Origin of the sequence: Streptomyces klenkii (assembly GCF_003626645.1) — a bacterium.
GTDB lineage: Bacteria > Actinomycetota > Actinomycetes > Streptomycetales > Streptomycetaceae > Streptomyces > Streptomyces klenkii.
The window spans coordinates 895,781-908,512 of sequence record NZ_RBAM01000001.1 but is presented as its reverse complement, the minus strand read 5'-3'; the positions used below and the strand labels follow the sequence as shown (position 1 = coordinate 908,512).

Genomic DNA, 12,732 nt, shown 5'->3' with positions numbered 1-12,732 from the left:
GCGGAGAGACGGAGGCGAACCGCGCCATGGGAGTACGACGCCCCGAAGACAGCACCTGCGTGCTGACCTACACCGTGGAGACCGACCCGGCACCGATCCAGGTCTCCCAGGGAACGACACCGGCGACGGCCACACTGCGAATCACCGTCACCAATCACCAGCAGACCCCGGTCCCCGTCGAGGAGGTCCGCTTCTCCTACCCGGTGGGAAGTGGATCCGGCGACCTGACGGCGAAACCGGACAGCGGCGTACCGGGCCTGGACGACAGCAAGCAATGGGTGTTCGAGCGCGACTCCGAGACCCCGGCGTTCGTCCTCCGGCCGAGGCGCCCGAACCGGCCCTTTCCCCCCAAGGACCAGGTGGAGGTGTCGATCACCGGCATCGAGGTCAACCCGGCGGTGGGCACCAGCAAACTGACCATCACCGAAACACTCCAGGGCGGGAGTGAGCCCCAGCAGGAGGAGTGGCCGTTGGCGAAGGTCCCGGCGGGGTTCACCGTGAGCGACTTCCGCCCCGCGTACATCCTCGTCCAGAGCGGTTCATCGACCGAGCTGACCTGGCGGGGCACCAGCCGGCCCGGCGCCACGTACACGATGCTGCACGACGGAGAGCCCGTGGACGTCACCAGCATCCGCAACTGGCCCACGCCGAACCTGCACCGCGACAGCGTGTTCGTGCTCACGGTGGAGGTGGACGTGGACGGCAACGTCGCCGAGTACGCACTGACGACCGCCGTCACGGTCGCCCGGCCCGACCTGACCATCGGCGACCTCACCGTCCACGGGAAGACCACGCTCACCCACCTGCCCGCGGAGTTCGACCTGGGGGAGGCGGACGAGCTCACGTACACGGCGGAGACGGACGGTCTCCTCACCGGGCAGCTCGTCACCGAGGAGGACGCGCCGGGCGACGACGCCCCCACGCTCACGGTCACGATCTCGGCCGCCGGCACGGACCGGCTCACCAGCGTCCAGGCACGGCACGCACCGCCGGACCCCGAGGATCCGAGGTTCCCGGGCTCCCGGCTGACGGCCGTCGTCCCCCGGGGCGCCCGGGTGAGGATCGGCCGGTCGGGCACCGCACCGAGCCGGCACCTCCTGTCCTGGCTGCCCTTCGGCACCGGCGAACTCAAGCCCGTGAACTCCTGACGGCTGTGTTGTCGCGGTGCGGGGCAGGCCGGATGCAGGAAGGACTCGGAGTGTGGCCGGCGGCCCTTCAGATCGGCAGCCCGATGATCCCCCACCCGCGGTGGTGGGCTTCCGCGACGACCTCGGCCCATCCGTGGAGAAGCGTGGTGAATTCCTCGAACGTACCGACCCACTCCCCAGGGGCGGCTGCACGGGTGTCGAACGGTTCACGCAGCGTTGGGAGACGAGGGCCGGCTGTCGTCCATGCCTGTGCCAGGGCCGGTACGCCGGGAGGCGGGCAGTAGGCCCACATGGCGTCGTACCAGAATGCGGCGTCGTCCTCGTCCTGCGGATCGCTTTCCGTGCCCGGCAGGACCCAGGTCAGTCCGGCAAGGAAGGTGTCCAGCGCCGTGCGCAGGTCAGCCGGGACGTGCTCGCGAACGGCCTCCCACCGTTCGCCCGCCCAAAAGTGCGGCTTAAACGATCCCAGCGTGCGGGCGAACTCGTACCGTGCGCACCAGGCCGGGAACGGTTCGGGAGCGGGAGGCAGCCAGGCCCAGCCCTCATCGAGTGATCCGTCGTAGTCGTCCGGCTCCGCGGCCTCGATGAGCGCGCACTCGCGTTCGAGAACGGGGATGTTCTCCAGTTCGGTCCAGTCCACTATGACCGCCGTGATGTCCACTCCCATGATCACGAGCCTACGTCCTGACGTATCTGCCTGGTGAAGCTGCCCGGTGGGGCTGCTCGGCGGATCTGCTCGGCAGTTGCAGGGCTCGGCGATCGCCCTGGGCGCCGTCGCCCGCTCCTCGCCCTCACCGCCGCCCGGTTGCGGGACCGCCCCGCGGTGCGGCCGGTGGCATGACTCGTGGCGGCCACGCCGCCGGGTCCAGCAGCCCCAGCACATACGCCCGGGCGACCAGCGCCGGCCGGTTGGGCACCTCCAGCCGGCGGCACAGCCGCGTCAGGTGGTAGTTGATCCCGTCCACGCTGATGCCCACCGTACGGGCCATGACCGAGGTGGTGGCACCGGCGGCGACCAGGGGGAGGATCCGGGCCTCCTGCGCGCTCAGCACCAGGTGCGCGAACTCCTGTTCAGCGCCTTCCGGGCCGTCCGGTCGCGCCGTGGCGTGACGGGAAGGCCCGGTCCGTTCCCCCTCCGGGCGGAGCGTCACCAGCAGGTGCGGGTGACCGTCCAGAGGGTCCGACACCGGCTCGACGGTGACCTGCCCGTGGTGGATCGCTCCCCGCACCGCCCAGCACACCTCGACCGGGTAGCGGGACCGGCGGCCGGCGCGCAGCGCCTCGTCGAGCCTGTGCAGTTGTTTCTCGTTGGTGGGCGTGAACAGGTCCAGCAGCATCCGGCCCTCCACTGTGCCCGGCTGCAGGCTCCAGACGGCGGCGAAGGCGGGGTTGACTCCGGTGATGTTGCCGTACGCATCACTGATCGCCAGGGGCACCGGGACACGGTCGAGCAGGCTGACGAACCGGCCGCGCCAGACCGCCGCCGAGGCTGCTTCGTCCTCTGCACATGTCACGTACCGCTCCTGTCCTCTGTGCTCAAGTCCTGGCACGGAAAACCCCACTACAAGAATACGTAGTTTTCGTGCGGGATCGCCGCGCCGGCCGCGTGACGGTGGAGTCAGCGCCCGCCCGCCGGGCGCTGACCACCCAGGACTCCACCGAAGAGGGACAAGTCATGCCGGAAGAGGTACAGGTCATGGAGGTACAGGTCATGAGTGAATCGCACACCGCCGGCGTCCGCGCGTTCCCGGAACCGCCGGACCGGACCGTGCCCGTCGTCGACGTCTCGGCAACCGGCCTGCCCAGCACCCCGATCCAGCAGGCCGTCGGGCTCGCGCGCCGCCACGGCTCCCTCTACGTCCGGCGGTACCACGGCCATGACGTCGTCTGGGTCAGCTCACTGGAGCTCGTCGACGAGCTCTCCGACGAGACGCGCTTCGTCAAGGGCGTCGGCCCGGCGCTGGAGATCGTCCGCGGCATCACTGCCGACGGCCTGTTCACCGCGTACAACGACGAGCCCAACTGGGCCAAGGCGCACGACATCCTGCTTCCCGCCTTCGCCATGAACGCGATGCGCACCTACCACCCCCACATGCTGCGGGTGGCCAAGCGCCTCATCGCCTCCTGGGACGCACGATTCGCCGAGGGAGAAGGAGAAGGAGAGGGTGCGAAGGAGTCCGCGCCGGTGGACGTCCCCGAAGACATGACCAGGATGACGCTGGACACCATCGGCCTGGCCGGCTTCGGCTACGACTTCGAGTCCTTCCGCCGTGAGGATCCGCACCCCTTCGTGCAGGCCCTCGTCCGCGCTCTCGCCCACAGCCAGGCCGTACTGGGCCGCGTACCCGGCGAGGACCACACCGCCGAGGACGAAGCGTTCGCCACCGACGCCGCCTTCCTGGCCCGTGTCGTCGACGAGGTGATCGAGCGGCGCAAGGCCGCAGGGGACACCTCCACCGACGATCTGCTCGGGCTGATGCTGGGCGCCCCGCACCCCGGATCCGGCGAACTGCTCGACGACGCCAACATCCGCAACCAGGTGATCACCTTCCTGATCGCCGGACACGAGACCACCTCCGGCACCCTGTCCTTCGCCCTCTACCACCTGCTCAAGCACCCGGCGGCCCTGCATCTCGCACAGGCCGAGACCGACGCGCTCTGGGGCGACGAGCCCGACCCCGAGCCGGCCTACGAGGACATCGGCAAGCTGCGCTACGTACGCCAGGTCCTCAACGAGGCACTGCGGCTGTGGCCGACTGCCGCCGCGTTCGAGCGCCAGGCGCTCACCGACACCGTCATCGGCGGCCGCTACCCGGTCAAGGCCGGTGACCGGCTGGTCGTCCTCACCCCGATGCTCCACCGGGACCCGGCCTGGGGCGACAACCCCGAGGAATTCGACCCCGACCGTTTCGCCCCCGAGACGGAGGCCGCCCGCTCCCCGAACGCCTACAAGCCCTTCGGCACCGGCGAGCGCGCCTGCATCGGGAGGCAGTTCGCTCTCCACGAGGCGACCATGCTCCTCGCCATGCTGGTGCACCGCTACCGCTTCGTCGACCACGCCCGCTACGACCTGAAGGTCAAGGAGACCCTCACCCTCAAGCCCGAGGGCTTCACGATGACCCTCGCCCGGCGCACCCCCGGCGACCGCGCCCGCAACCGGCGTGCGCTCAGCGGTCTGACCGCGGCCGGCCCGGACGAGCAGCAGGCCTCGCAGTCCGAGACCGGCCTGCCCACCCGGGCCGTGGCCGGCACCGCCCTGACCCTGCTGCACGGATCCAACTTCGGCACCTGCCGCGCATACGCCGAGCAGGTCGCCGACCTGGCCGACGAGCTGGGCTTCGAGACCACCGTCGCCCCGCTCGACGCCGCCGCCGGCGGTGCACTGCCGGCCGGCTCACCCGTCGTCATCGTCGCCGCCTCCTACAACGGGCAGCCCGCGGACGACGCGGGCGAGTTCGTCTCCTGGCTGGCGGAGGCCGGCCCGGAGGCTGCCGAGGGGGTCCCGTACGCGGTCCTCGGCATCGGCGACCGCAACTGGGCCGCCACCTACCAGCACATTCCCACCCTCCTCGACAACGGCCTCGCGGCCGCGGGCGCCACCCGGCTCATGGAGCGCGCCGAGGCTGACGCCTCCGGAGACCTGGCCGGGTCGGTCCGGCGCTTCACCGCAGCACTGCGCCACACCCTGCTGCGGGAGTACGGCGACCCGGCGACCATCGGAGCCACCGCAACACACGACACACCCATGCACACCCACGATGTCCACACCCATGATGTCCACACCTATGACGTTGCCGAACTCACCGGCGCGCCCCTGGACGCCCTCGCCGGCCGGCATGACCTCCAGCCCATGACCGTCATCGAGGCCGGCGACCTCGCGGACCTCACCCACCCCCTGGGCCGGTCCAAGCGCTTCCTGCGCATCAGACTTCCCGAGGGAGTCACCTACCGCACCGCCGACCACCTGACCGTGCTGCCGGTCAACTCCCCCGGCCTGGTCGAACGCGCGGCCGAGGCGCTCGGCATCGACCCGGACACGGTACTCAACATCCGCGCTCACAAGCCCGGCCGCACCACCTTGCCCATCGACCGCCCCGTCTCCGCACGCGAGCTCCTCACCCACCACGTCGAGCTCCAGGGCACCCCGACCGCCGCGCAGATCGCGCTGCTCGCCGCGCACAACCCCTGCCCGCCCGAGCAGACCGCGCTGGAGCGACTGGCCGCCGCCCCCGAGGCGCTCGCCGCCCGCACCCTGCTCGACCTCGTCGAGGACCACCCCGCCCTCCGGGGCCGCCTTCCCTGGCCGGTCCTGCTGGACCTGCTCCCGCCGATCCGCCCCCGCCACTACTCGATCTCCTCGTCTCCCGCGGTGTCCCCGGACCACGTCGACCTCATGGTCTCCCTCCTCGAAGCCCCGGCCCGGTCCGGCCGCGGAACCTTCCAGGGCGCCGGCTCCTCGTACCTGCACCGCATACGCCCCGGCGACACCGTCCACGCACGCGTACAGCCGTGCCGCGACGCCTTCCGGGTCGACCACGACGCCCGGATCCCCATCATCATGATCGCCGCCGGTACCGGTCTGTCCCCCTTCCGCGGTGTCATCGCCGACCGCCGCTCCCTGATCACGGCAGGGACAGAACTCGCCCCTGCACTCTGCTACTTCGGCTGCGACCACCCCGACGTGGACTACCTCCACAGCCCGGAACTGACGGAGGCCGACCGGGCCGGAGCCGTCTCCATGCGTCCCGTGTTCTCCAAGGCGCCGGAGAACGGCCTGCAGTTCGTCCAGCACCGCATCGCCGCCGAGGGAAAGGAAGTGTGGCGAGCGCTCGAAGCCGGCGCCCGGATCTACGTCTGCGGTGACGGCAGGCGGATGGCGCCGGGTGTGCGGGAGTCCTTCCAGCAACTGCACGTGCAGTACGGGGGCGGTGACGAGGTCTCGGCCACGGCATGGCTGCAAGACCTGATCGCCGCCGGCCGCTACGTCGAGGACGTCTACGCCGGCAGCTGATCGCGTGCCGTTCCCCGCCTGCACACAAGGTCCGCCCGGCTGACCGCCGAGTCGTGACGGACAGCCGCCGGCCGGGCCCATAGGCAAGCGGGACGAGGCAACGTGCGCTCCACGGCGTGCGGACACCGGCGTCGTCCTGCCTGCCTCTCAGGCCGCGCCGAGGACAACGACCGTGTTGTGCCCGCCGAAACCGAGCGAGTGGCTCAGTGCCAGCTTCGGATGCTGCCGGCGGGGGCTGCCGGTGACGAGATCGATTCCGGCGGTGTCACCGTCCGGTGCGTGGAAGTTGGCGGTCGGAGGCACCAGGCCGGTGGTCAGGGTGTGGACGGTGAGTGCTGCCTCGATCGCCCCGGCGGCTCCCATCGTGTGCCCGAGCGTGCCCTTGACCGAGGTGACGCTCGGTGCGGACACGGGAAACAGGTCGCGGACCACACCGGCCTCCACCCGGTCATTGAGCAGGGTGCCGGTGCCATGGGCGTTGATGTGGCCGACGTCCCCGGGCGTCGCGTCCGCCTGACGCAGGGCCTGGAGCACCGCCGACCGGAGGCCGTGGCCCCGGGGGTCGGGGGCCACGGGGTCGTGGGCGTCGCTCGTGGCGGCGTGGCCGAGGACGAGCGCCAGCGGGGGCGCGGACCGGGCCCGGGCGTGGCCGGCGCGTTCCAGGACCAGCACGCCGGCGCCCTCACCGAGGACGAAGCCGTCACGGTCCTTGTCGAACGGACGTGAAGCGGCCTCGGGTTCGCCGGTGCGGCGGGAGAGAGCGCCCATCCTGGCGAAGGCCGCCGCGCACAGCGGTGTGGCCATGGCGTCGGTGCCGCCGGCCAGGGCAATGTCGCAAGCCCCGCACGCCAGGAGCAGACAGGCGGTGCCGAGGGCAGTGGCACCCGAGGCACAGGCCGTGGAGACGTGCAGGGTGGGTCCGGTCACGCCGAGGCCGAGCGCGAGATGGGCCGCTGCTGCCATGTTCGGCAGGAAGCCGGTGAGCGTGAGCGGTGACAGGAGCGCCGGCCCGCTCTCCAGCAGCTTGCAGTGGGAGCTCTCCAGCGTGGCCACTCCCCCGGCGGCGGAGCCGATCACGATCGCCACCCGGGACGGATCCCACTCTTCCGTGGAGAGCCCGGCGTGCGCCATCGCCTCGTGAGCGGCGGTGAGGAGGAACTGGGTGCTGCGGTCCAGTCGCCACGGGCGGGGAGCGGGGACGTGGACGCGGGGGTCGAAGCCGGGCACCGTGCAGGCTATCGACACGGGGGCCGCTTCGAGCTCGGGGTGGTGGCGGGCCGTGGAACCGCCCCGGCACACGGCGCGCCATGTCGCCTCCAGGCCGATGCCGGCGGGGGTGACCAGGCCGAGGCCGGTGACGGCCGCCGTCTCAGGCATGGCCGGACTCCTGTTCGGGACCGGCCAGGGCAGTGACGACGCCGGCGAGTTCCCCGAGCGTGAGCTCCGGGGTGACGGTGCTCTCGTCGAGGGGGATGTTCCAGTCCTCTTGCAGGGTGACTTGCAGCTCGACGAGTGCCAGGGAGTCCAGGTCGAGGTCTTTGAGCATGGTCCGGGGAGTGATCCGATCGGCAGGGACCTCGAACTTCTCGGTGAGGACGGTGGTGATGTGCTCAAGGATGGTGTTCATGAAGGGCTCCTATCGTGGAGGAGGTGGGCGGGGGAAGAGCCGGTTCCAGGCGATGCGGGCCGGTGACAGGGAGCCGCGGCCGGCCAGGTGAGGGCGGCGGACGCCCAGGTCAGTCCGCCTCCGAAGGCGGTGAGAAGGGTTCGGCGGCCCGGTTCCAGCGAAGCGTGGACCCGGTCGTCGGCCAGCACGAGGGGGATGGAGGCCGCTGCCGTGTTGCCCAGTTCGCCGATGTTTCCGTAACGGTGGCGGGCGTCGATGCCGAGACGGTCGGCCACCGAGTCGAGGATGCGCTGGTTGGCCTGGTGACCGATGAAGGCACGGACCGACGAAGCGGGCCAGCCCGCTTCCTGTAGCACGCGCCGGGCGCTGTCCGTCATGCGGCGGACGGCGTGTGCGTAGACGGCCCGGCCCCGCATGCGGAAGTACGGATCGGCCGGTCCGGTGCACGAGAGCGGGGGGTGGCGGGATCCTCCGTCCGGGATCACGATCAGCTGGTCCCCGCTGCCGTCGCTCCCCAGGTCGGCGGCTCTGACCGCACCCGGGGCTCCGGGAGGACCGGCCCTCAGGACCACGGCGCCGGCTCCGTCACCGAAGAGGGGAGCCGTCTCCCGGTCGTGGGGATCGATGATGGCGGAGTACGTCTCGGCCCCGATGACCAGGGGCGTGTTGCAGGCTCCGGCACGGACCAGCGCGGTGGCGGTGACGAGCCCGTAGACGAATCCCGAGCACACCGCGCTCAGGTCGAAGGCGGGCACCCCGTCCAGACCGAGCCGGTGGGCGACCGCAGGTGCGGTGGCCGGGCAGTGGTGGTCCGGCGTCGTCGTGGCCAGCAGCACGAGGTCCGGTGCGGTGCCGGCCGATCTCATGGCGGCGGCCCCCGCAGCCACGGCCAGGTCCCCGGTGCTGACGCCCGGCGGAACGTATCGCCTCCGGCCGATGCCCGTGCGGCTCCGGATCCATGTGCCGCTGGTGTCCAGGCTGCCGCGCGCGATGACGTCGTCGTTGTCGAGCACGCGGTCGGGGAGGCAGGAGCCGATGCCGACGACCGTGGCGGTGGAATCGTTCCAGCGCATGGCCCGGTCACTGATCCACGAAGGGGGAGGCCGGCTTGGGGAGGCCTGCCAGGCCGCCGTCCGGCACGCTCACGCCGCCGTCCAGGACGAGGACGTGGCCGGTGAGCAGCGAGGCGGCCGGGGAGGCGAGGAAGAGGACCGCGCGCGCCACTTCCTCGGGTTCGCCCCAGCGGCCCAGCGGCACGTGGCTCGTCAGCCAGTCGGAAACGGGTTCGGTCCCGGTGGCGAACCGGGTCATGGTGGTCCTGATCCAGCCCGGGCTGACCGCGTTGACGCGGATTCCCTCGCGGGCCCAGGCCACGGCGAGACTGCGGGCCAGCGAGATCTGGCCGGCTTTGGAGGCGGCGTACGCCTCCATCCTCGGCGTGGCCATGAGGCCCGCCACGGACGACATGAGGATCAGGGAGGCGCGGGGCGAGGCGGCGAGGTACCGGTGGGTGGCACGGCACAGCTCGGCGCCGGCGTTGAGGTTCAGGGAGATGACGTGGTCCCAGTCCTTCTGCTCCGAGTGCTGGAAGGGAACCAGGACGGGCGTGGTCCCGTCGGCAGTGGGCAGGGAGCCTGCGCTGTGCACCACGACGTCCAGGCCGCCCAGGGCTTCGGCGGCCGCGTCGGCCAGGTCGCGGGCGGCGTACGGGGTGCTCAGGTCCGCCGGGATGACGACGGCCCTGCGGCCTCGCTGCTCCACGGCAGCGGCGGTGTCGTGGAGGGCGCCGGTGGTGCGGGCGGAGACGGCCAGGTCGCAGCCCGCGTCCGCGAGAGCCTCGGCACAGGCCCGGCCGATGCCCCGGGAAGCGCCCGTCACCAGGGCTCGCGCGCCGTCGAGGCGGAAGGCGGCCAGCTGCCCGGGGAAGGAGGACACCGTCGCGTCGGGGTGGGCGGGGGTGTTCATACCGGTGTCCTCTCCATGAGCCGGGAAGCGCTGGGGGCGATGCGGATGGAGGAGGCACCGGTCCAGTGCAGCAAGGCGCTGCCCCAGGTCATGCCGGCTCCGAAGACCACGACGAGGGCCCGGTCGCCCGGCTCGACGGCGCGGCGGGCGGCTGCGGCGGCCAGGGCGTAGGGCATGCAGGCGGCGCCGATGTTGCCCACCTCGTCGCCGACGATGACGAGCCGGTCCTCGCCCAGCCCGAGTTGCCGGCCCAGACCGCGCAGCAGCACCGGGTTGGGCTGGTGGGTGATGACGCAGTCGATGTCGTCGAGGGTGAGGCGGTTGCGGGTCAGGGCCTCTCGCACGAGCCGGGGGAACATGGCTTGGATGAAGCGGCTGACGACACGGCCGTCCATGTGGATGTAGTGGCCGCCCTGTTCGAGGGTCCGGGTGCCGGCGGGCATCCGGCTGCCGCCTCCGGGGATCAGGACGCAGTCGGCCAGGGAGCCGTCGGACCCGAGGCGGAAGTCGGTGAAGCCGCCGGGCGGAGTGACGGGGCCCAGCACCGCGGCCGCGGCGCCGTCGGCGAAGAGGACGGAGGTGCCCCGGTCCCGGGGGTCGAGGAACTTCGTGTAGGCCTCGACTCCCACTACGGCCGCGTAGCCGGGCCGGCGCTCCTGACGGAGCCAGTCGTGGGCGACCTTGGCGGCGAACAGCCAGCCGGAGCAGGCGGCGGAGACGTCCAGGGCGACGGCGCGCCCGGCGTGCAGCCGCGCCTGGATCCGGCAGGCGGTGGACGGGCCGAGTTCGTCCGGTGTGGAGGTCGCGCAGACCAGCAGGCTCAGGTCCCTCATGTCGAGGCCCGCGGCCGCGACGGCGGATTTCACAGCGGGCGCCGCGAGGTCGGAAGCCGCCTCGTCAGGTGCGGCCATATGCCGTTTGCGGACGCCGGTGCGCTCGAGGATCCATTCGGGCGTCACACCGAGAGCGGCGCCGATCTCTTCGTTGGTGCGGACCCTCATGGGCAGGTAGCTGCCGAGGCCGACGATGCCGATGGGGTGCCCGCCGGACGGTGGGGGGTGGCTCATGGCGTGGTCTTCCCTTCCAGAGGAGCGGACGGGTTGGGATGTGCACTGGTGACGGGTGTGCTCTAAGGGGCTCCCGCGATGTCGTCGGGGAAGCCGAAGCGGGCTTCCAGTGCGGGCAGTTGTGGCAGCACGCGGTCGCACAGGCTGTCGACGAGTCCGGGCAGGGGGGCCAGGTCCCGGGGCCGCAGGGTCCGTGCGGTCAGCAGGGAGCCGGCCCGGCGCAGGGCCGCGCGTACGCCGCTCAGCACGCCCAGTGCTTCCAGCGCCTCTCGCAGGGGCGGGTCGGTGCCCGGGGCGAGGTGCTCCAGGGCCCGGTGGACGTCCTCGGCGGCCAGCCGGGCCGCGTACGTCTCGCCCAGTTCGCCGGCGGCGTCGAGCAGTGGGTTCCACACGGCGAAGTCGTCGTGCTGCCGCCGCGCGCGGTGGTCGCGGGCTCGGCGCAGCTGCCGGGCGAGCGTGTCCTCGTGGTCGCCGAGGACGGAGGGCCACCAGCTCGGATCCGCGGGATCCGTGGTTCGCGCCGGGCGGGGTGCGGAGGGGTCGGCGTCGGCCAGGCTCCGGCCGATGTCGTAGAGGATGAGCCGGCTGTCGCCGCCCGCCGGCTCGAATGCCTGGTGGAACCCCTGGTAGCCCGGCAGCCGGTTCACGTCGAGCAGACCGGGCCAGCCGCTGCGGCGCCGGCACTCGGTGACGACATGCTCCGCCGCGCGCACGGTGTACGCCTTGTAGGCGGACAGCGGCAGGCTGACCGCCGGCCAGGGGGCGAAGGCCGTGCCCGGCGACCGGGAACCGTTTCCCTCGCCGGCCTCCGAAGCGGTGCCGAGGAGTTCGCGGGCACGAGCGGCGGCACAGGTCAGCGCGAAGGCGTCGGCCAGTGCTCCCAGGAGGGCGCGCTGCTGGCTGCGGTAGGCGAACAGCGGCGCTCCCGGCGCGAGGTGTCCCTGGGTAAGGCGTGCGCGTGCGTGGCGCAAAGCCAGAACGGTGGCCTGTCGCGCGGTGGCGGCGGCCGCGGACGGCAGGGCGCCCCACAGTTCTTGTCCGACGCACAGGGAACGGCGCAGCCGCGCCTCGGGGGAACCCAGCGGGTCGTGGAGGGTTCCCCCGGCGTCGACGGTCGCGCCGTCCCGCAGCCACGCCGCGTACGGCACGCGCACGCCGTGGAAGCTCACCAGCCGGAAGGTGAGCGGCAGGGAGCTCAGCTCCAGGGGCGGGGAGAAGTCGACGCCGGGCAGGGTGCCTTCCGTACCGGCGAGGTCGGCCAGGAACGGGAACACGCCGTGATCGCGCTCGCCGGCGATCGTCCGGGCGAGGACGACCGCCAGGCGCCGGCCGCGGCCCGCCGGGACCGCGCCGAACTTCGCGGCGGCGGAGTCCGGGGTGCTGAGGACGAAGCAGCGGTCGCGGGGGTCGAAGACGGCCTCGGTGCGGGTGGCGAGGTGACTGTTGGCCCGGCCGGCTTCGGTGACCAGGTAGCTTCCCCTCGCGTCGGCGCTCGTGAGCGCCTCGACCGCGCTCCGCACGGACGGGTCGTCCGCGCCCAGGCGGACCACCGACCCCAGGCACAGGACGGTGTGAGTGATGACACTCATGCACAGCCGGGGGTCGGCGACCGCCGTCCATGCCACCACCGCCGCCAGCCGGTCGGTGTCCCGCAGGAGCAGGTGAGCGGGCGGCAGCGCGCGGTGCAGGGTGCGCAGCCGCCCGTCGAGGTATTCCTCGCGTTCGCCGGGGTCGGTGGCGACCTGGAAGCCGTGCCGTGCGAGGGCCCGGTGCAGGGCGTCGAGGAAGTCCGGCGGGCAGTCGCCGTGGAGCAGCCGGTCCAGTGGGCCGGCCGCGGGGGCCGGGCGGGTATGAGAGGTCATGAGCACTCTCCGCAGTGGGAGTGGCGGGTGCGTGGTCATGTGACGGACGGTG

Annotated in this window: 10 protein-coding genes; 2 read left to right on the top strand and 8 right to left on the bottom strand. The window is 72.2% G+C overall.

Annotated features, from left to right (window positions below):
• Positions 1–26 precede the first annotated feature (26 nt).
• Complete coding sequence (locus D7231_RS03295; RefSeq protein WP_120753344.1) at positions 27–1,148, top strand: hypothetical protein; 1,122 nt, start codon at positions 27–29, stop codon at positions 1,146–1,148.
• A gap of 67 nt (positions 1,149–1,215) precedes the next feature.
• On the opposite strand, the gene D7231_RS03290 is transcribed toward D7231_RS03295, so the two are convergent.
• On the bottom strand, positions 1,216–1,815 hold the full coding sequence (locus tag D7231_RS03290; RefSeq protein WP_120753424.1) for a hypothetical protein: 600 nt from the start codon (positions 1,813–1,815) through the stop codon (positions 1,216–1,218).
• 124 nt (positions 1,816–1,939) lie between these two features.
• Positions 1,940–2,662: a PAS domain-containing protein gene (locus D7231_RS03285; RefSeq protein WP_120753343.1), complete on the bottom strand. Its 723-nt coding sequence runs from the start codon at positions 2,660–2,662 to the stop codon at positions 1,940–1,942.
• 197 nt (positions 2,663–2,859) lie between these two features.
• Here D7231_RS03285 and D7231_RS03280 point away from each other — a divergent pair, with 197 nt between their 5' ends.
• Positions 2,860–6,159 carry a bifunctional cytochrome P450/NADPH--P450 reductase gene (locus D7231_RS03280; protein ID WP_241999536.1) on the top strand — a complete coding sequence of 1,100 codons (3,300 nt, stop codon included), beginning with the start codon at positions 2,860–2,862 and terminating at the stop codon, positions 6,157–6,159.
• Positions 6,160–6,306: 147 nt separating this feature from the next.
• Here the strand turns inward: D7231_RS03280 and D7231_RS03275 are convergent, their stop codons facing one another.
• From D7231_RS03275 to D7231_RS03250, 6 genes are all read right to left on the bottom strand, one after another.
• Positions 6,307–7,536 carry a beta-ketoacyl-[acyl-carrier-protein] synthase family protein gene (locus D7231_RS03275; protein WP_120753342.1) on the bottom strand — a complete coding sequence of 410 codons (1,230 nt, stop codon included), beginning with the start codon at positions 7,534–7,536 and terminating at the stop codon, positions 6,307–6,309.
• Positions 7,529–7,786: an acyl carrier protein gene (locus D7231_RS03270; RefSeq protein WP_120753341.1), complete on the bottom strand. Its 258-nt coding sequence runs from the start codon at positions 7,784–7,786 to the stop codon at positions 7,529–7,531. The genes D7231_RS03275 and D7231_RS03270 overlap by 8 nt, the downstream gene beginning before the upstream one ends.
• A complete protein-coding gene (locus D7231_RS03265; RefSeq protein WP_120753340.1) occupies positions 7,783–8,859 on the bottom strand; it encodes a beta-ketoacyl-ACP synthase III in 1,077 nt (358 codons plus the stop codon). Before D7231_RS03265 ends, D7231_RS03270 begins: the two co-directional genes overlap by 4 nt.
• A 7-nt stretch (positions 8,860–8,866) precedes the next feature.
• The gene (locus D7231_RS03260; protein ID WP_120753339.1) at positions 8,867–9,751 is read right to left on the bottom strand and encodes an SDR family NAD(P)-dependent oxidoreductase; all 885 of its coding nucleotides are present in this window, start codon (positions 9,749–9,751) and stop codon (positions 8,867–8,869) included.
• Positions 9,748–10,818 (bottom strand): 3-oxoacyl-ACP synthase III family protein, encoded by a 1,071-nt coding sequence (locus D7231_RS03255; RefSeq protein WP_120753338.1) that lies wholly within the window; start codon positions 10,816–10,818, stop codon positions 9,748–9,750. The genes D7231_RS03260 and D7231_RS03255 overlap by 4 nt, the downstream gene beginning before the upstream one ends.
• A 62-nt stretch (positions 10,819–10,880) precedes the next feature.
• Positions 10,881–12,680 carry an acyl-CoA dehydrogenase family protein gene (locus D7231_RS03250; RefSeq protein WP_158673716.1) on the bottom strand — a complete coding sequence of 600 codons (1,800 nt, stop codon included), beginning with the start codon at positions 12,678–12,680 and terminating at the stop codon, positions 10,881–10,883.
• Positions 12,681–12,732: the final 52 nt, after the last annotated feature.